Below are 20,120 nucleotides of genomic sequence, written 5' to 3'. Positions count from 1 at the left end.
AGTTTTTTACCGTTTACTTCTACCCAAGCATCACCGTTATCCGCTTTGGCGATTTTGTATGGCACCATGCCGATGTCTTTTTGTACCACTTTGTCATCAAAACGGCGACCGATCAGACGCTTGATCGCAAACAAAGTGTTTTTTGGGTTGGTGACCGCTTGACGCTTAGCCGATTGACCAACGAGGATTTCGTCGTCTTTATAAGCGACGATAGAAGGTGTGGTACGGGTACCTTCAGCGTTTTCGATGACTTTGACTTTGTCACCTTCCATCACTGCCACACATGAGTTGGTTGTACCCAAGTCAATACCAATTACTTTACCCATAATCAAATGCTCCTAATGTATATTTTAAATATAACTACTTATATCTTCAGACCATAGTCGGTCACTTATTGCTATATATCGGTTTGCCTGTCGGTTTTTTCAAGGCAATCATCAAGCAAAAAATTGTCTTTTGTGTGATTTTTTGTCAAAACCCTTTATATAAGTAAGGTTTAGATGCTTAAAATCAAGTAAAAAATCCTACTGACCCACGCGTACCATCGCTGGACGTAGTAGGCGACCATTTAGGCTATAGCCTTTTTGTAGCACTGTACCGACCACATCAGCGTCGGCATCGGCATCGATACCCACCGCTTCGTGAACATCAGCATTGAACTTTTCACCCTGTGGGTCAATCACTTCGATACCGTTTTTGTTGAGGACAGACAGCAGGGCTTTGTGCGTCAGTTGCACGCCTTCGGTAACCGGATCGCTGGCGTCGGCGTTTTCAATCGCACGCTCTAGATTATCAACGACTTCCAATAGCTCTTTGGCAAATTTTTGTAGGGCAAATTTTTTGCTCTTATCGGCTTCTTGCTCCATGCGTTTTTGCGCATTGTAAGCTTCGGCATTGGCACGGGCGGTGGTCTCACGGGCTTGCTTGACCTCGCCTTCGAGCTCAGCAATACGTGCTTTGAAAGTGTCGATATCGATTTCGTTGTCGATGGTGACTTTTTCATCTGAATTGTTTTTTGGATCAAACTCTTGCATGGTTTCTTCTAAAATACTGTCATTATGCTCGACATTGTCGTGCGCCACATTGTGCTCAGGGGATTTGTGGTTATTGTTTTGCTCGCTCATGATAGCTCCTTAGAATTTTAATAATGACGATTGATGTATGGCACAACAAACCTGCTGGCAGCAAGTCATGCTGTGCTCTTATTAGTCTGCGCTTTTATTAGATAATCAACAGATATCACTGATTTTTTGCGAATATGCTTTGATAGCTGATTGATAAAGGTGATGAGGACAAATTTCAAGCCTTGCGCTGAGGATTTTTTCCCATTTACAACAATTGCTGTACCAACGAGCGTGGGACTAGAGATATGGCGCTGACAACGGCATAAGCAGTGAGGCCAAACATTGAAACAAAACGTTGGAACAAACAGGCAAATCTAGCCAATTTATTTTGCAAGAGGTACCCTCCTACTGGTATTGATTTACCTTTATAGCTCACACCCACTACCAAACCTTTGGTTTATTCCGAAATTTTTACGGTTTTCATTCAATCCATTACCAAAATATACTCAATTTTGTTTTCTTTTACTTTACTATGGCCAAAAACATCTGTTATTTCAAACACTAACCATCATGTATCCGAGGTGTTATGTCTCACTCAACCATATCGCTCAACACCTTATTAAATAGAGCGTTGATCAATCTAAAGCGCTCAAACGAGCTAGCGCCTGAGAACGAGCTAGCGCCTGAAGAAATAGAAGCTGTACCAAAAGATAGCGCTAAGCGTCAATGCTTTGCGTTAAAAAGCACGTGTTTGGGTTATCAGCAAGTCGTTAATCATCAAGCGCATACCTTGCATTATGCGATGAAAGGGCTGAGTTATTTGCCATTGCCGCTATTAGAAAGTTTGGTCAGCTACCTTGGCGGCCCGACTTCTAAGCAATACTTGCATGCCGATGCCCATCTACGGCTGATTTTGGCGATAAATAGTAAGCTAAAAACCCCGCTTGAGCTGACGCCGATGCCTAAGCTGCGTGAGAGGTTCGCTGCCGATGCCGTGGCCATGCAGTCTCCAAAGGTATGGCAACAGACGGGCGATACGCTGATGGATAATATAAAGCGCTTTCGCAAAAAAGGTGAGGTCAGCGTTCGTTGGACTGATAAGGTGATTGCAAATGCTGATGATGGCGATATGACCATTCGCTGCTATCAGCCAGACGCTAGCACTTATAGAAAGACAATCAAAAAAGGCAGCGTACACAATCCTGATGAGACTGTGTTGCTGTTTTTTCATGGTGGTGGGTTTTGTATCGGCGGTATCGATACGCATCACGAGTTTTGTCATGCGCTGAGCCAGCAGACTGGCTGGCCTGTCGTCAGTGTCGACTATCGATTGGCACCTGAGCACCCCGCCCCAGCCGCGCTAAAAGACTGTATCAGCGCTTATGCTTGGCTGGCCGAGCATTGTCATATGTTTGGCGCGCTGCCATCACGTATCGTCTTGGCAGGCGACAGCGCAGGTGGCGGTTTATCTACCCTTATTGCTCAGCAGCTCACCGCCCCTGCCAAACAAGCTTGGGCAGACCTAGGCGAAGCGGGGCAAGATATGTTTGCGCTGTTAGAGCGTCTGCCTCAGCCACTTGCGCAAATGCCGCTTTACCCTGTTACCGATATCGAGACAGACTATCCAAGCTGGGAGCTATACGGCGAAGGCTTGTTGTTAGATCATGATGATGTGGCGGTGTTTGACGCGGCATGTCTAAAAAACAGCCCCTTACCGCGACAACACATTCTCAACTCGCCTATGCTGGGGGACAACAGCCACGTCTGCCCCACTTATATCGTCACCTCAGAGCTGGATGTGTTACGTGATGAAGCTTTTGCGTATGCAGAGCAACTAAAGACACATGGCATATCGGTGAGAAACTATACGGTACTTGGTGCGCCGCATGGTTTTATTCACTTTATGAGCATTCATCAGAGGCTAGGATTAGAAACCCGCAAAATCATCCACGGTTTTGCCAGTTTTGTCCGTGAGGTCATTCGTGAGCAGGGGCAGTTAGCGGCCTAATGACTGACTGCTTTGGCGCGCTGACTATGACGACGGCTCAGCAATGGCACCTCTGGGCGTCAGGGTAATCATCCAAATCTCAGAGCGCGTCCCCAGTCGAAACGGTACCGGCCCAAAGCCATATCCCGATGTCACCAAAAACTGTGTCTCCCCTACCACCTTAGCGCCATAATGTAGGGGCGCAAGCCCGCGCATCAATAACGTTAATGGAAATATCTGGCCGCCATGCGTGTGCCCTGCTACATGCAAATCTATCGGTAAAGAACTGATTTCGTCTATCATAGCTAGCCTTTAGACGCTCTTTCATCAATGCTTCACGCTTTTTACATAAAACCTCATATAGTCGAATCCAAATAAACCAGATGCATGGCGCTCGGGTCGCTCAAAGTAGCGTGGCTATTCATTTAAACGCGGAACTGGTATAAATCAGTTATATGGTTTCACGTGAAACACCTCTAAGTTAAAACCTCTCACAGCAAAGTCAAATATATCCATTCGTTTAGCGCTACGATTTGGGAGTCGTTAAACCGCCTATTATGATGGCGCTACATAACCCTGACATACCCACCAATGTCGCCAAATAAAAGAGCCCAAGATCTACCGAATTCGCTATCAGCATTACGATGAGGCTAAACGGAACAGTCGCCATAAATCCCAATACTCCTAACGCAAGCCAGCTGTTGATTGTTTTAAGATGCAGCTTAAAATATATAATGACACCTGCAGTTATCAAAGCAGGAAATAGACCCGCTATCATCTTGAAACCAAGACCTTCGAACATGTTTGTTATGAAGTACTGAAAATCAAACCCTTGCATATTTCTTGGCAAAGCGCCGTCCAGAAAAAACAATATAAAATTCATCGCATTGGCCCCGATCCACCCACCAAGTAGTGCGAAGCTGACAACAATCCTTAACCACGGATAAGGCTTGCGAGCGTACTGTTTTGTTAGTGTGATACTTGAGTCTTTGCTTTTTTTGATAGCCATAATTAGGCACCAGTTTTATCATATCAAGGCGGATGGTAAACGGGTTGTATTTGTTTCACATGAAACAACTCCGTAGACCGTTTTTTTATTTAGCGCTATTTCGTCTCTAAGGCTTGCATGAGCGTAGGATATCGAAACTCATAACCCGCCGCTAATAACGCTTGTGGCAATACTTTTTGACCATCAACTAGTAGTGTCGACATCTCACCAAATATCAGCTTTAGTAAAAATTCTGGTAAAGTAAAAAATGTTGGACGATGTAGCCAGGTACCTACGGTTTTGGTAAAAGTATGATTGGTTACAGGATTAGGCGCAGTTAAGTTGTAGACCATGGCTGGCGTATCATTTGTGGTTTTTAGTGAATTATCATTTGTGGTTTGACTGTTGTCATAATCAGCAAGGTGCTGCTCAATGATAAATATCACAGCGCCGACCCAGTCTGCCCGACTGATCCAGCTCATGATTTGCTTGCCATCGCCCAATTGTCCACCAACGCCCATTTTAAATGGGGTCAAAAGCTTGGCAAGCATCCCGCCATCAGGATGAATCACCACACCAGTGCGCACGATTGCCACAGGCACACCATGTTCAGTGGCTTTAAGCGCTAACTGCTCCCAATCATCACATAATTTATGAGCAAAATCTGTCTCAAAACCACTACTTTCTGTCAATGGTTTATCGCCTTGTGTGCCGTACCACCCTATCGCTGAACCACTAATCAATAATTTGGGCTTGCTGCGGCTGCGAGCGATAAATGCCAACAATGCCTCAGTAGGCCGGATACGGCTCGCCATCAGCTGCTCTTTGCGACTATCGCTCCAGCGCGAGTCAGCAATACCTGCTCCCGCTAGGTTTATTATCACATCAAAACTTTTATCAGTCTTTGTAAGCTCATCATAAGTCATCATAGTGATATCGTCAGGGTGCGCCTGGTTACTATCACGCGTCAGCCAAGTGACTTGTAGTGACTTTTTTCGCTCACGATACCGTGCCATGATTTCGTCGCTAAATGCTCGACCCAAAAACCCTGAACCACCACTGATTAAGATATGCATGTCTGACTCCTTATTCATGTCGCCAACTATCTGTATCTTCAACTCTTTGCTTAAGATAAACGCTGTATCACCATCATCGTCTTCTTTTACCGTGATATCAAAACGACTTTCACAGGTTTTTGGTAACGTCTTTTGGTCTAGGACATCTCTTCAATTCAATCAATAGTCATCTAAATGGGTGAAAAATGAAGACACGCTCTAGTGACCAATACCTATAAAATAACTGGCCTTCTTTCATCCATTTAGATATCTACTCGTCTCTAAGCAAAACGCTTACGGATAGGGCACTCACTGTCATTACTGTTTTGGTACGTGTCTTTTATGACACTCCAGCGACGCTTCATGTGCTTTATAACGGTAGTGCGGCTGGGTAGTACAGGCGCATTGGTCAAGTGAGGTGCGGCTGCGTCCAAACGCTTGGCAAGCGTTGGCAGATGGTTGGATGGTATCGCAGGAAACAAATGATGCTCTACATGATAAAGTAAATTAAATGTCAGCAGATTTACCAGAGGATTGCGCTCAGTGCGAGCTATCGTCTCGTCACAGTCGTGATGCACGCCCCATACAGCGATGATACCGACACTGGCGTTGGCCAACATCATCACCACAAGATGATATAGCACCACCTGCCCAAGCACCGTAGACGCAGCAAACACGCTCATCATCAGGGCGCCCATGATCACCAATGCTATCAATCCAAACTCTAGCCAAGCCAGCATCCTATGACGGCGACTGCTCAAGCGCAGCCCTTGACGGTAGATAGCCAACCGATACGTGATACCGCCGAGCAGTGCTTGCTGCCATGATGCCTTTGCCAAACGACCCTCAACGTCGTGATCGCCTAATGGGTCTCGATGATGCGCCATGTGAGTGGCTCGGATACTATGTAAGCTGGTCATCAATAGCACACTAAGCAGCAACAAAATAGCAGTGGTCAGACGCCGACCTGCACCTAAACTATGGTGATAACCATCATGCGCTTGACGAAAAGCGGCGGCAAAAAACAGATAAGACGCACAGCACGCAAGGAAAATTTATACCAGTTCCACGTTGATATATAATGTATCTGTTTTATTTAGAATTGACTATAAGACGATATGATATATAGTCAGATTAATACAAAACCCAGTCCAACCTACTTATGCTGTGTGTCTGATTTTCTGTAAAGCATGAGTGGGCGCTAACGAATAATCAGACCTGTGCGCGCGTCACGGATTTGGCTCGGCAGCGTATATCCCAAGGTATCAGCCTGTAAGTAGCCGATTCGCTCAGAAAAATACGCATAAGCTTCAGAGAAAGTCATGGCAGGCGGCTGGCCTGAAGGGTTACAGCTGGTGGAGACCAGCAGGCCAAAAGGGTTTTGCTCACTGACCAACTGCTGGCACAGCTGCTGGATAAGCGGATGAGAGATGACCCGTACTGCCACGGTTTGATGCTGGCCGGTTATCCAATGAGGGATACTGGTGCTTAGTGTTTGCGGAATAGGCAATAGCCATGTATGCGCTTGTTGATACTGCGGCTGGGTGTTGTCGCTGTCCGTCTGCCAGCTTGCCAAAATAGGCTGACGCTGAGCCTGTGTTAAAGGCGCAAGCAGCGGCGCTAAACGCTCGGCACTATCGGTAATAACAATCATGCCTTTGGCGATTGGTCGCTGTTTGATGGTCAAGATGCGCTGTACGGCGGCTTGATTATAAGGGTCACAGCCGATACCCCAGACACTTTCGGTTGGATAAGCAAGTAGCTGGCCATTTTTTAGCCAAGTAGCAGCTTGGCTGACAGAGTCGGCCAAAACGGAGGAAGATGGTTTCATGATGGAGGTACAAAAAATAAAAAGGTAGAAACTTATCATACCACAGCAAAAAGCCAATCTAAGACAGCCACTCGCAAAAATAGCATTTTTTAGACACGCAAGTAACGCCCGCCTTGTACGCTGATGAGACCCAATAGCTCAAGCTCCATCAGCTGCCCGATCAAAACGGGTGCTTCAAGCGTGGTGGCCAGCAACAGCGCATCCAAATCTTGCCCATGCCAATCAAGCTGCTCATATACTGGCTGCAAGTGTTTGGGAGCCACAGGGTCCGGGTGATGAGCTGTCGTAGATGGCAGCGGGCTCCCTGCAGTATTGGCAACCTGTGCTGATGGTGTGGCGTTATCATTATCAGAAGGTGTGCGTTTGTTCGGCGGCACGCGACTACCAAAACCTTTCTGGTGGCTAAGCTGACTGCTGACATCTTCAATAACCTGCTGAGGATGATAAATCAACGTCGCCCCTTCGCGTATCAAATGGTGGCAGCCTTCAGCATTGCTATTGTCAATATGGCTTGGCACCGCAAAAACTTGCTTGCCTTGCTCTGAGGTCAAGCGCGCGGTAATCAGCGAGCCACTTTGAATGGTGGCTTCGGTGACAATGGTCGCTAGACTGAGTCCTGCGACCAAGCGATTACGGCGTGGAAAGGTATGCTTGTGCGGCGGCGTATGCGGTAGCAGCTCACTGATGATACAGCCGCCCTGCTCGATGATTTGACTAAATAGCTGGTCGTGATGATTGGGATAATTGACATCAATTCCTGTGCCCATTACCCCGATCGTCCGGCCTTGATGGGCTAAGTCTGTCTGTGCCAGTGCGCCTAGATGTGCGCGTTTATCTACCCCCATGGCCAGCCCGCTGGTGACAATGTAGCCTGCCTGCGCTAAGTACTGCGCCATATCAAAGGTGATTTTTTGTGCGTGGGCGGTGGGCTTGCGACTACCGACGATGGCGATTTGGGCTTGGTGCAGACGAGAGAGGTTACCGCGATAAAACAACACTGGCGGCGGATCATAGATCTGTAGCAGCTGGGCAGGATAGTCCGCTTGATCGGCAAACAGTAATCCATAGCGCCCTTCTACGCATGCTTGTTGGATTTTGTCGATATTAGCGCGTGTTTGCGCTGGCTGCTCATGGCGTTTGAGATGGGTATAATGAATACCCAGCTGCCGCCAAGCCTCTACTGTCGCCGTCCACGCCAGCTGTGCACTACCAAAGCTCGTCGTCAGCTTGTGATAAGCAGACAATGACGCATTCACCTCATACCATAGCGCCACTATGGCGCGCTGCTCGTCTGATAAAGAAGGAGTGACTGCTGTCATCATCGTTTGGCTCGCCTCCGCTAAGATCGGGTGCTCATCTCAAAACCTTGTACTGTATTTGGCGTTTTAATAAACGATCACCGACATTCAGTGGCAGCTCAGAATCCAGTACATAGGCATAGCTGATATGTTCAAACGTATTAAAAACCATCAGCATCCCACTTGGCTCGTTTGGCAAACGTACTGGCGTATCATTGTCTCTGATATCACGCACCAGTGGTCCTTTTTGGTACACAGTCAACACATCACCAGGTTTGGCACCATGCGTACTACCAAGGTTGATGGCGACCACGCTGCCTTTTGCTGCGGAGCTGATCGAATCCATCACTCGTACGATCATACCGCCACGACTGACGCTGGCTGGGGTTGGATAAAACACAGGCGGGATCGCATTGTCTAATTCTACAAATACCCGATCACCTTCGCGCACTTCTTTGCCATAGCTGTCTGTCAGTTGCAGGCTGGTGACACCATTGCTTTCTGTCGATGTCACTAGGCCTGTGGCCACTTGGGTAACTTCAAGACCGATGACTTTTTGGGTTTTTGGCTCGACGTATCTCTCACCTTCACGGTAAATGCCATAGCGTTGCCCCACGATCAGTGGTACGCCTTTGGCATAGACCTTATCACCACTGGCGGTGATTAAGTTGCGGTTTTTAGAAGCCAAGATGTATGGCGTGGTATTAAAATCTTGTGGATCGACAATGATGGTCTTATCGAGCCAATGCTGAATCGCTGACCAAGGAATAGGAGGGATACTGTTGGCCGTTGAGGTCACAGTGACCGCACTGGCGGTGACATCACCCATCAACTGCTTTTCGATTCCTGCACAGCCTTCGCCCGTATCGACACCGATCAAGGTTTTACCCTGAATCACGCACAAGATAAGGATGTCGTTTGGGTAGATCAGATGCGGGTTTTTGATTTGTTTATTGGTTGCCCAAATCTCTTTCCAGCGCCATGGGCTGTCTAAGTAGCGCCCAGAGATGTCCCATAAGGTATCGCCTTTTTTGACGATGTAGCGATTAGGGGCATCGGCTTTGATGGTAGGTGGTGGATTATTGGCGTGGGCAGTACTCATTAGCATGGCACTGCTAAATGTCGTGATCAACAGTGCTTTTGCTATCTTTTTTAAGCTCATCTTCATTGTTATATCCACAATATGTACCGCTGTCGCCGCCTTAACAAACCCTACTTACGTCTATACCTGTCAAGCCCTTCGATTATATACTCGTAGAGACTCAGCGCAGTTTACAGACACAGCAATGCAATTATTATGACGCCTATTGGGCAGCTGTTTTTTGTAATTGACTGATGTTTATGGCTAAAAAAGCGTCTAGCACGATGATGACTTGCCGACGCTGTTTCTCATATTACAATTATATCTACCATAACACAATCATAAACACTTTATTACAATGCCGTAACCTTTATGCGGATGATTTCCTAGATTTACTTTTTACGATGAGCGTTAAATACCTTTATTAATTACGCTGGGCTTGCCGTTACATGTTGACGAATTTGTTCAGCGACCAGCTCAGCGTCATTGTCTAATACCACGACATGCTGCGGCAAGTCCTCTAGCCCCTCGGTATGCGCTGGACGAGCAATCTGAATTTGCCCAACAGCCTCAACAATGGTATCGGCAAACTTCACAGGCAAAGCAGTCTCGGCACATACAATCACTTCGCCTGCGCGTTGTAGTTCTTTAGCGACTTTAATCCCATCGGCAGTGTGCGGATCAACCAACTCACCATGCTGCTCATAGAGCGCCTTGATGGTTTGTAAGCGGTCGCTATGGGTGGACTTGCCAGCAGCAAAACCATAACGTGTGTTAACTGCTTCCATCAAATCAGACAAATCAAACCCTTGACCGGATTTTACGCCTTCAAACAACGTATGGACGCGCGCGCTGTCTTTATCGAGCAGTAAATAGACAAAACGCTCAAAGTTAGAGGCTTTTGAGATATCCATCGATGGGCTAGAGGTCACGTAAGTCTGCTCAGCTGGGCGCGGCTGATAGGCGCCTTGATTAAAGAAATCATTGAGCACATCGTTTTCGTTGGTGGCGACGATAAGGCGATCGACTGGCAGCCCCATCTCACGAGCAATGTGACCGGCACAAATATTGCCAAAATTGCCCGATGGTACGCTAAAGCTAATTTTTTCATCATTGCTTGTGGTGACGGCAAAATAGGCCTTAAAGTAATAAACGATTTGCGCAAGGATACGGCCCCAGTTGATCGAGTTCACCGTACCGAGATTATAAGCGGCTTTGAATGCCGCGTCCTGTTGCAGCGCTTTGACGATATCTTGACAGTCATCAAACATACCGTCGATGGCGATATTATGGATATTGTCATCAGTCAAGCTATACATCTGTGCACGCTGAAACTCACTCATCTTGCCATGAGGTGACAGCATAAAGACTTCGATATTTTCTTTGCCGCGTAGCGCATACTCCGCCGCACTACCCGTATCACCACTGGTGGCACCAATGATGGTAATCCGCGCGCCTTTCTTTTTCAGCACGTATTCAAAGGCATTGCCCAAAAACTGCATAGCCACGTCTTTAAATGCCAGCGTCGGACCGTTGGACAATCCCAAAATATACAGGTCGTCTTCAAGTTTGCGGACAGGGACAATCTCATCAGAACCAAATACGTCAGCGTTATAAGTACGCTCGATGATATCTTGCAAATCAGCCGCCGGAATATCCGTGGCAAAGCGCTGCATAATCGCCATGGCAAGCTGCGGATAGCTCAGCGTACGCCACTCATCAAGGGTAGCGCTATCAATGCTCGGATACTGTTCAGGCAGCATTAAACCGCCATCTGGCGCAAGCCCCATCAAAAGCACATCACTAAAATCCATCGGTGCTGTCTGACCACGGGTACTGATATATTTCATGAGATTGTCCTGTCTACAATGATTTTTTTCAATATTTAAAACGGTTTATTCAGCAGTTTTATGCCATTGTCTTCTGTAGCAGCGCATAATAAAAACCATCGCCACCATCGCGATCTATCGGCAAGCATTGACGCCCGATCGCTTGTTCGATACCCCAACTACACGCCTCGGTAAACGCAACCGCCGCCGCATCGTCATGACGACTGACAAAGTCTTGCATTTGCAGGACGTTTTCTTGCTTTAAAATAGAGCAAGTCACATATAACAAGTAACCGCCGACTTTGAGCTGTGGCCATAGGTTTTGCAATATTTCTGCTTGCAATGATACGGTCTGCTCGACGTCCTCTTCGGTACGCAAGAGGCTGATATCTGGATGACGACGAATCACGCCGGTCGCCGTACAAGGCGAATCCAGTAATATAGCATCAAATACGCCGCTGTTTTTAGCAGAATCTTGCTTTTTAGACGCATCAGTGCTGCGCCAGCGGGTTGCATCGGCGCAGACGATATCTAGGGCGATACCACTGCTACTTTGTGCCAAGTCTGTCTGGGTAAAGTTAAGGCGCTTTAGGTTGTCATAAATACGCTCGATGCGCGATGCTTCATTATCGATGGCGGTGAGCTTGATGCCTGTAGGCGCTGATGTGGCCGCTGTATCGTCTTGTTTCACGTGAAACCAGGCTGACGCATCTTCAGAGCTTAATAATTCTAGCCAATGCGCCAGCTTGCCCCCAGGTGCCGCGCAAGCATCTAAGATATGCAGCTCATTATTATCCAAGCCCGCCTGAGACTTATCAGCGCTCACCTTACTCATCAAAGCACGATGGATAATCGGTGCCGCAAGCTGCGCGTGCATGTCCTGTACACTCACGATGCCGTCAGCGAAGTCAGGCAAGGCGCTGACAGCAGTGCTTTGGCGTAGCCGCAGACCTATAGTCGCTAGGGTAACGGGCGCAACGTTAGAGGCACTGGGTAGACAAAAACCTGTGGTCATCTCGGTCAGCTCTGTCTCAATCTCTGCCCCGTTTAGCACTTCTTGATACTCTGTAACTGAGCTGGCCGCCGCGTTTATTCGTAAAAACATCGGGGCCGACTGCCGCAGTCCTTGTGTCAGCGCATCATACTGATCGCTCCAGTCTTGCTTGAGCTGATAAGCAAGCCAGTTGGGCAGGCTGTGGTTTTTATTGCATTTTTTGCGAAACTTATTGGGGTTTTTGGCAACCTTACGCAGGATGGCATTGATAAGACCAGTCGCATGAGCAAAGCCGACCTCTTTTGCCGCCTCCACCGTTTCGTGTATCGCGGCGTGGTCAGCGACTTCTAAATACAGTAGCTGCACCAGACCGACCTGAATGGTGGTACGAACCTCGACTTCATCGATAGGGTTGTCCGCCAAACTATCCAGCAGCCGCGCCAGTGCATGCCACTGGCGTAAGGTCGTCAAAAGTAGCGCATGGGCAAACCCTTTATCACCATCGTGCAAGCTGTTAAGCAAAGGGTCAAGAACGCTTGCCAACGACTGCCCATTTTGAATGGCCAACAAGGTACGTATGACTCGTACGCGGACACTGCCATTCATAATCAGGTTGCTTGAGGGTTTATGGTTTTTAGACGCGGGGCTGGGATGTCTCATTGAGTTGCTGTTCCTTGACGTATGCGCGATAGCGTCTGATAAAGGTTAGATAACTTATAACTAAAGTACATTAAGCTTAATTGAATTAGTTTGACTCTTTGGTGAACTGGTCGCCATCATTTAATTGGTTGCCATGGCAGACTTGCTCTGCTGTCATCGGCTTGCCACCTGCAAACTGCAGATGAGTAATGGCCAATGTCCCATTCGCCTGCTCAGTATGACTGGCCGCCAAGCTATCGTCTTTGCCACAAGCGACCAATATTGCTTTGCGTCCAACACTGATGATGGTACCAGCGGGCAGTTCGGTTTGCTGCGAGGGGTTGACAGGAAGGCTGGCCAAAATCTTGACACGCTGACAATTGAAAAAAGTATAAGCGCCTGGCCACGGTGTCAGACCACGAATTTGACGCTCAATCATCGTCGCCGATTGTGCCCAGTCAATCTCGCCTTCGGTTTTGACAAGCTTTTCGGCGTAATTGGCTTGACTGTCATCTTGCGCGGCGGCTTGGGCTTGGTAATACGCCAAATCCTTTAACACAGTACCGATGGCGTCCGCACCCAATGTTGCCATTTTGTCGTGTAGGCTGGCTGCCGTGTCATCAGCAGTGATAGGCGCACTGACTTTGTAGAGCATATCACCGGTGTCTAGTCCCTGATCCATCTGCATAATGGTAATGCCAGTCTCACTATCGCCTGCCAAGAGCGCACGATGGATGGGCGCTGCACCACGCCAGCGCGGCAGTAGCGAAGCATGAATATTAAGACAGCCGTAAGTGGGTATCGTCAGTACGCCCGCAGGTAGTATCAGCCCATAAGCGGCGACAATCATCACATCGGGCTGATAGCTACGCAGCGTCTGGCGGGCTGCCATGCCTTCGGTGCTCGATTTTTTAAAGGTCGGTGGCTGCTCTACCACGATATCATGGGCGAGCGCCACTTGCTTGACCGCTGAGGCGGCCAGTTTTTGCCCGCGGCCCGCTTTGCGATCAGGCTGGGTATAAACCGCCACAATCTCTATATTGAGTGCTTGTTGCTGGGCAATGAGCGACTCGAGGCTGACCGCCGCAAACTCAGGCGTCCCAGCAAACACCACACGTAATGGCGTGCTAGAAGTCGTGTCGGCAAGGCTAGATGAGGAGGATAACTTAGAAGCAGGAGCAATTGTCGTCATAATCATGCATTATATAGGGTTCGGTGCTTCATTATAGGTGAGTTTGGCGTATTGTGCCATGATTGTAACCTCGCCTACTCAGCGTTACTTACGAGGTCTTTTCGCTTTATAATAGGCGCTATAGACAATAAAATAGCGATTGTTTTGCTATAGATAACCGTCATTGGTTATATTAAAGACATTGACTGCTTTATCATGGTAGTTGTCATGCCACATTTATCCTGCTAAGTGACGATATAGGACCTCGCTTTCATGCAACAGTTTCAGTCCTTACAGCGCTTATTGTTATTTTATGTCCTAACGTTGCTGGTGATGCTAGTACTGTATTATGTTATGTTGTTTGATGGTATGAGGCAGTATCAACAGCAGCACAGCGTCGATACTTTTTTTACCTTACAACACGAGCTCACTGAGCATGCTGTGCTACGAAACGATGAGCTAAAGGGAGTTTTGGCGCATCCGGCACTTAACGGCATCAGCTATCAGCTTATCTTTATGCTACCCTCCGGACAGACATACATTCATCGTGATACCCGTCCGAACGAGCCTGCGTTTTCGACAGTGACGTTCCCGACTGTCACAGCCTCTGCTCAGAATAATGGCGCTTATACGCTCAATGCGCGCAATCTGGCGGGCACCATTGAGCTAGATAGTGGCCAACGGATATATATGATATTGCGTCATAAGCCGCTTGATATCGACTGGACCTCTTATAAATACTGGTTGCCACTGATGGCAGCCATTGCGTTGTTTATCACTGCACTGCTATACATGCTCAAGCGCCGCACCAACTGGGAGCAGCTATTACGTTATACGGATAATTTGAGTGATAATGCAAAAGAAGCCTATACCCCACCGCCATTTTTAGAAAGCCAATCGACTGGGGAGTTTTTACGCTTAGGTCATGCGCTTGGCCGTATCAATTATCAGCTACACAACGACTATCGCCGCATCAAAACTCTCAAGCACCGTCTTGAGCGCCTGATTGAGCAAGCACCATTACCGATGGCAATGATCATGCGCCACGGTCAAATCAGTTTTTTTAACCAGCGTTTTGAACAAGTCTTTATCAGACCTGCGCACAGCAGTGGCAGCGAGCAGCTGACAGACTTTGTCGCTGGCAAAGACGACCCCTCCCAACAACTGCTACAAAGGCTGGTTAATCTGCGCGTCACGCGTACGCTAACGGTGCTAGGAATAAAAGACCAACAAACCTATCAGCTGCATGTGACGCCATGGTTTGGTGAGCACGGACAGGTGCATGGCTTTACCGTTTTGCTCAATAATATCAATGAGTTGGCTAGCCAAACAGAGCAGCTACGGCTAAAAAACCAACAATTACAACAAAAAATCGATGAGTTTAGCGAGCTGCGCTCCATCATGGGGCGTAAACTGCGCCTACCGCTGGAGTCTTTGATAGACACACTCGAGCCTATCGACCCTAACACCTTGACCGATAAGCAAAACCACACGCTTGAGACACTGATAAAAACCAGTCACTATATGCTCACCACGCTCGACAACATGCTAGATATCGGCGATATAGAGGTTCGAAAAACCCGCCTGAGCATAGCGCCTGTCGATATTTATAAGCTTGGACAAGAAGTGGGTGACGCGGCCGTAGATCATGCGCGCCAGCAGGGGCTAGAGCTTATTTATTTCTTTGATCCAGAGTGTCCTCGTGTGATCGATACAGATCATACACGCCTGCGCCAGATACTCTTAAATCTACTTCATAATGCGATCAAGTTTACTCCCTCAGGCTACGTCGCCTTGGCGATCGATGCTATCAGTCCTGAGCAAGTATCTCAAATCAATAAAGGCAGCCTACTACCGATCAATGAACAGGTAAAAGCGCAGCAGCCGCATTACTGGGTACGTTTTAGTATCAAAGACTCAGGCACAGGTATCGATATCGCCAAACAGCATCAGTTATTGAGTTATTTTAATAAACAAAGCCCGTCCCTTCAGCAACACAACAACCTCGCTTATCACCATGGTATAGAAGCGGGTTTGGGCTTAAATAACGTCAATAGTTTTGCCCGTTTGCTTGGCGGTTTTATTGAGCTAAAAAGCGCGGTCAATAAAGGCAGCACCTTTAACCTCTATCTGCCTTGTCGGCAGCCAAGTTATCAGCCAATTTATCACCCACACCAGCACTTACAGCATATTCATCTTATCGCCGTGGTCAACCAGACCTTGCTGGCCGATTACTTGCGCCGCTTGTGCCACTGTTTATCGATTCCAGCGACGATCTATACCGATGTTGATAGTGCCACCATCGAGCACTTGGCCGAGCGGCTTGGCAAAGACGCCCAGAGCCTAGCGCCCATCTTGTTATTGGATTATGAATACTACACTGACCACACCGCCATAAACCTCTCTGACCCAGTGGTAGAGCAAAGCGACAAACTGTCCGCCGAGACCTCTATCAACGAATCAAAGACCGCACCAAAGAGCCCTGCATCAAAGACACAGGCAACCAAAGAGCGCCTGATACTGGCCAGCAACGATAGACGCCAAGCACTACATGACTTATTGTCTAAAAAATCACTGCCTAAGATTTTGTGTAGCATGAAGCCTGAGCGCCGTATTCCCTCTGCCCTGCTGGATCAATGCGATGGTTTTTTATTAAAACCCCTAGATAGTGCCCTCCTGCTCTCTGAGCTGACACGACTGACACTACCTGTTCGGCAAACCTTGACCACCCAAACGCCAAAAAACGACATGACGATGGCCGCGCCCCTACACAAGGATGACGTAGAGCCGCTGATACTGGTGGTAGAAGACAGCCCAACCAATCAAAAAATCGCCTGTAAAATCTTAAGTAAACTGGGTTATCGCAGTATCGTAGCAGAAGACGGCCAACAAGCGCTTGAGCAGCTAAAGGCGCAGCGGGAGGATATCTCGCTTATTTTGATGGATTGTCGTATGCCAGTCATGGACGGGCTACAAGCCACGCAAGCGATTCGCGCGCAAGGGGATGATATTGCAATCGTCGCCCTAACCGCGAACAGCTCAGACGAGGATCGCGACGCTTGTATACAAGTGGGTATGGACGAGTTTTTATCCAAACCTATCAACAAGAAAAAGCTCGAGGCTGTGCTAAAACATCTGATAAAACACTAAAATCCCGCTTACTACATCTATATATGTATCTATATCCAAAAAAATAGCGGGTTAATATCAAAGTATTAACCCGCTACCTGACTGGCCTTTGTGCGCATCGTATAGTAAAAGCAAGGCTAATAAAAGTTTTTGCAGCCTCTGTCAGCAACGGAACAGCATGCCAGAAAACGTTTATCAGCCTTGCTGGTTAGTCAATGCCTGACTCTTTTATTTAGAATCGACGATACCTACGCTTTAGCTTATCACTACTTCATAAAACCATTATCGGCTAAGAATGCCTCGGTGATTTGGCTTTGCGGACTTGGTGCGTTTATGTCACCAGCTTGCGACTTATTTAACAAACGTTCCAAATAGCGGGCGACGATATCTACCTCGATATTTACCTTACTGCCGACCAGCCAGTGTTTGGCGATATTGGTCACTTGCGCCGTATGCGGGATGATATTGAGACAAACCACATTGTCACGTACCAGGTTGGTGGTTAGACTGATGCCATCAACAGTGATAGAGCCTTTGGTCGCGGTATAATGCGCCAGCTCTTTTGGGATCTCAATCTCGATATAGATAGAGCGCGCGTCTTGTTGCAGTTTACTAACGCGGCCGACCCCATCGACATGACCTGCGACGATATGACCACCAAAGCGCGTGGTGGGTAGCATCGCTTTTTCCAAATTGACGATATCCCCAGGCTTTAGGGTTTCCAATGCAGTACGAGCAATCGTTTCACGTGAAACATCGACAGAGTAAGATTTATCGCCAATCTCTACCACAGTGAGGCAGATACCATTTGAGGCAATAGAGTCGCCCAATTTGACATCACTAAAGTCTAGCTCGCTTGACTCTATCGTCAAGCGTATGTCACCGCCGGTAGGCTGCATGGACGTGACTTTTCCAACACTTTCTATAATTCCAGTAAACATAGAGACCTCGTATCCTAATTTTTTGCTGTTATAAGCGTTTAGTAATAGTGACGATTATTACAATGGTATCCAATAGATGATAAATGCTAAATGATGACTACTTATCAATAGACAATAAATGAGCATTGCTTTTATCTAAATATTCCCTAAAAGTACTGTCTTTTAAGCGTGTAAGGGGATAAGTTGTGGATAAGTAACAGTAAATCAAGCCCGTCTGCGATAAATCCTTATTTTATACAGAGTTATCCACAAACCTTTGCATTTTTACTATTACACTATTAACAGCATAACATCAACGTAAGTATATGATTTTTATGAATTACTTATAAAACAAACAGTAAATCAGGGCCTTTTTAGTTTCACATGAAACAGAGTTATACACAGTTTCATGTGAAACAGGTGCGCCCTTCAGGCAATGCCACTATCTAGATAACTATTTGACCCTTTATCTATAGGGCAGGTATCTTGACCCTAGTGTTCAAGGCTTGTGGATAAGGTGTTTATAACTTATGGTCTATAAAGGATACAACGTCAGCTTAAGATCAGGGCCGAGTTGCTCATGGCCGCTCATTTTAAAACGTAATTGTTCAGATAAAGACAGCGGATGAAAATTCACCATCGGCCGCGCCGCTGCACCCAACAGACAAGGGGCTTGATAGACAATCAGCTCGTCTACCAGCTGTTGGCATAAAAAACTACCTGCGACGCTAGCACCTGCCTCTACCAATACATCGTAGCATTGATGCTCACTGACCAGACGCCTTAATAGCTCGGCTAAATCGTCCTTATGCCAATACAGCGTATCCGCGCGGCGGCATAGTTGGTATTCTGATTGCGCGCTGTGCGCTAAGCGCTGACGTCTATCGAGTACGACTACCTTAGGCGTAGGAACTTGCTCAGCCGGCACACCCAACTGAGTAGAGCGCACGTTGAGCTGTGGATCATCAGTAACGATGGTCTCACTGCCAGTGATAATGGCGCCACTTAGGGCGCGAAGCTTTTGTACGTCCTCACGGGCCGCTACCGAGGTAATCCATTTTGACTCGCCTGTCGCCATCGCAGTACGGCCATCGAGACTGGTGGCAATCTTAAGCCGAACGTAGGGCATCTGGGTGCGCATCGCCTTTAAAAACCCATGGTTTAATGCTTCTGCTTGCTCTGTCAGGACGCCCACTGTCACATCGATGCCGGCCTGCTCTAACAGCTGTACGCCGCGCCCCGCTACTTGCGGATTGGGGTCGAGACCAGCTATCACCACCCTCTGTACGCCTGCCTCTATCAAACCTAAAGCACAAGGCGGCGTACGTCCTGTATGGCTACAAGGCTCTAAAGTCACATAGGCGGTGGCACCAACCGCTTGCGCACCAGCATCTTTGAGGGCAAACACCTCTGCATGAGGCTGGCCTGCCTTAGGATGAAACCCTTGCCCGACCACCATTCCTGCCTGAACAACCACGCAGCCTACCGCTGGATTGGGTCTTGTGGTATATAATCCTTGCTTGGCTTGCTCAATCGCCAGCATCATAAAATAGCGGTCTTGTGTAGCTTGCGCATGGTTAGAATTCGACATAAGAGTTGGCTTCATTTATAAAGAATATGTAGGTGTGTTGAACATTCAACCATGGCACTGACAGAGACTATTTTTCATTGGGGCGAATATTGGCAATCTCTTGATGAAACGCATCGATATCCTGAAAATCGCGATAGACACTGGCAAAGCGTACATAAGCGACATCGTCCAGTGTCTTTAGCTCACTCATGATGATCTCGCCCAGCACCTTACTACTAATCTCGCGCTCCCCCATTTGCCTGACGCGCTTTTCGATTCGGCTAATCATTGCCTCTTGCTCATCAATGGTGATGGGGCGCTTTTGTAGCGGCAATAAAATAGAGCGGCGCAGCTTTTCGTTGTCATATGGCTCAATCTTGCCGCTAGATTTGATGATACGCGGCATCACAACCTCCACCATCTCAAAGGTGGTAAAGCGCTCTTGGCAGCTATTGCACGAGCGGCGGCGACGCACCTGCGCACCCTCTGCCGCCAGACGCGAGTCAATCACTTTGGTATCTGACGCGTTACAGTAAGGGCAATGCATAGCGTTTCCTTATTTTG

17 protein-coding genes are annotated in these 20,120 nt (G+C 47.7%); 2 read left to right on the top strand and 15 right to left on the bottom strand.

Annotated elements, in window-relative coordinates; all coding sequences use genetic code 11:
* Together NK638_RS01950 and grpE are read right to left on the bottom strand one after the other, a co-directional pair.
* The coding region (locus tag NK638_RS01950) for an Hsp70 family protein (protein ID WP_274631722.1) at positions 1-326 on the bottom strand (326 nt) is incomplete at its 3' end.
* Positions 327-524: 198 nt separating this feature from the next.
* Positions 525-1,124: a nucleotide exchange factor GrpE gene (grpE, locus tag NK638_RS01945; protein ID WP_274631721.1), complete on the bottom strand. Its 600-nt coding sequence runs from the start codon at positions 1,122-1,124 to the stop codon at positions 525-527.
* Positions 1,125-1,650: 526 nt separating this feature from the next.
* On the opposite strand from grpE, the gene NK638_RS01940 reads away from it, so the two are divergent.
* Positions 1,651-3,072, top strand: coding sequence for an alpha/beta hydrolase (locus NK638_RS01940; protein ID WP_274631720.1), 1,422 nt, complete (start codon positions 1,651-1,653; stop codon positions 3,070-3,072).
* A gap of 24 nt (positions 3,073-3,096) precedes the next feature.
* Here the strand turns inward: NK638_RS01940 and NK638_RS01935 are convergent, their stop codons facing one another.
* The 10 genes from NK638_RS01935 to fmt all read right to left on the bottom strand — a co-directional run bounded on the left by NK638_RS01935 (position 3,097) and on the right by fmt (position 13,958).
* On the bottom strand, positions 3,097-3,354 hold the full coding sequence (locus tag NK638_RS01935; protein ID WP_274631719.1) for a hypothetical protein: 258 nt from the start codon (positions 3,352-3,354) through the stop codon (positions 3,097-3,099).
* 223 nt (positions 3,355-3,577) lie between these two features.
* Positions 3,578-4,060 carry a hypothetical protein gene (locus tag NK638_RS01930; RefSeq protein ID WP_274631718.1) on the bottom strand — a complete coding sequence of 161 codons (483 nt, stop codon included), beginning with the start codon at positions 4,058-4,060 and terminating at the stop codon, positions 3,578-3,580.
* A gap of 95 nt (positions 4,061-4,155) precedes the next feature.
* Positions 4,156-5,115: a TIGR01777 family oxidoreductase gene (locus NK638_RS01925; RefSeq protein ID WP_274631717.1), complete on the bottom strand. Its 960-nt coding sequence runs from the start codon at positions 5,113-5,115 to the stop codon at positions 4,156-4,158.
* 260 nt (positions 5,116-5,375) lie between these two features.
* Positions 5,376-6,149 (bottom strand): fatty acid desaturase family protein, encoded by a 774-nt coding sequence (locus tag NK638_RS01920; RefSeq protein ID WP_342454231.1) that lies wholly within the window; start codon positions 6,147-6,149, stop codon positions 5,376-5,378.
* A 146-nt stretch (positions 6,150-6,295) separates the two neighbouring features.
* A complete protein-coding gene (locus NK638_RS01915) occupies positions 6,296-6,925 on the bottom strand; it encodes an L-threonylcarbamoyladenylate synthase (RefSeq protein ID WP_274631716.1) in 630 nt (209 codons plus the stop codon).
* A gap of 89 nt (positions 6,926-7,014) precedes the next feature.
* The gene (gene dprA / locus NK638_RS01910; protein WP_274631715.1) at positions 7,015-8,247 is read right to left on the bottom strand and encodes a DNA-processing protein DprA; all 1,233 of its coding nucleotides are present in this window, start codon (positions 8,245-8,247) and stop codon (positions 7,015-7,017) included.
* A gap of 31 nt (positions 8,248-8,278) precedes the next feature.
* Positions 8,279-9,391, bottom strand: coding sequence for a LysM peptidoglycan-binding domain-containing protein (locus NK638_RS01905; protein ID WP_446739794.1), 1,113 nt, complete (start codon positions 9,389-9,391; stop codon positions 8,279-8,281).
* Positions 9,392-9,732: 341 nt separating this feature from the next.
* Positions 9,733-11,154, bottom strand: coding sequence for a threonine synthase (gene thrC / locus NK638_RS01900; protein WP_274631713.1), 1,422 nt, complete (start codon positions 11,152-11,154; stop codon positions 9,733-9,735).
* A 58-nt stretch (positions 11,155-11,212) separates the two neighbouring features.
* A complete protein-coding gene (locus tag NK638_RS01895) occupies positions 11,213-12,787 on the bottom strand; it encodes a transcription antitermination factor NusB (RefSeq protein WP_274631712.1) in 1,575 nt (524 codons plus the stop codon).
* Between the two features lie 85 nt (positions 12,788-12,872).
* Positions 12,873-13,958, bottom strand: a complete 1,086-nt coding sequence (fmt, locus tag NK638_RS01890) for a methionyl-tRNA formyltransferase (RefSeq protein WP_274631711.1) — start codon at positions 13,956-13,958, stop codon at positions 12,873-12,875.
* Positions 13,959-14,210: 252 nt separating this feature from the next.
* Here fmt and NK638_RS01885 point away from each other — a divergent pair, with 252 nt between their 5' ends.
* Positions 14,211-17,087: a response regulator gene (locus NK638_RS01885; protein ID WP_274631710.1), complete on the top strand. Its 2,877-nt coding sequence runs from the start codon at positions 14,211-14,213 to the stop codon at positions 17,085-17,087.
* Between the two features lie 245 nt (positions 17,088-17,332).
* Here NK638_RS01885 and NK638_RS01880 read toward each other — a convergent pair whose 3' ends face one another.
* The 3 genes from NK638_RS01880 to nrdR form a co-directional block, all read right to left on the bottom strand.
* Entirely contained in the window at positions 17,333-18,007 is a 675-nt protein-coding gene (locus NK638_RS01880; protein ID WP_105244450.1) for a riboflavin synthase, read from the bottom strand.
* A 514-nt stretch (positions 18,008-18,521) separates the two neighbouring features.
* Positions 18,522-19,577, bottom strand: coding sequence for a bifunctional diaminohydroxyphosphoribosylaminopyrimidine deaminase/5-amino-6-(5-phosphoribosylamino)uracil reductase RibD (gene ribD, locus NK638_RS01875; protein ID WP_274631709.1), 1,056 nt, complete (start codon positions 19,575-19,577; stop codon positions 18,522-18,524).
* Positions 19,578-19,644: 67 nt separating this feature from the next.
* Complete coding sequence (gene nrdR / locus NK638_RS01870; protein WP_058369796.1) at positions 19,645-20,103, bottom strand: transcriptional regulator NrdR; 459 nt, start codon at positions 20,101-20,103, stop codon at positions 19,645-19,647.
* Between the last annotated feature and the right edge of the window lie 17 nt (positions 20,104-20,120).

The sequence above is a fragment of the Psychrobacter sp. A3 genome, assembly GCF_028823565.1.
Taxonomy (GTDB): Bacteria; Pseudomonadota; Gammaproteobacteria; order Pseudomonadales; family Moraxellaceae; genus Psychrobacter; species Psychrobacter celer.
Note: the sequence above shows the minus strand (reverse complement) of the source record. Positions and strands in the feature narration are given on the sequence as shown.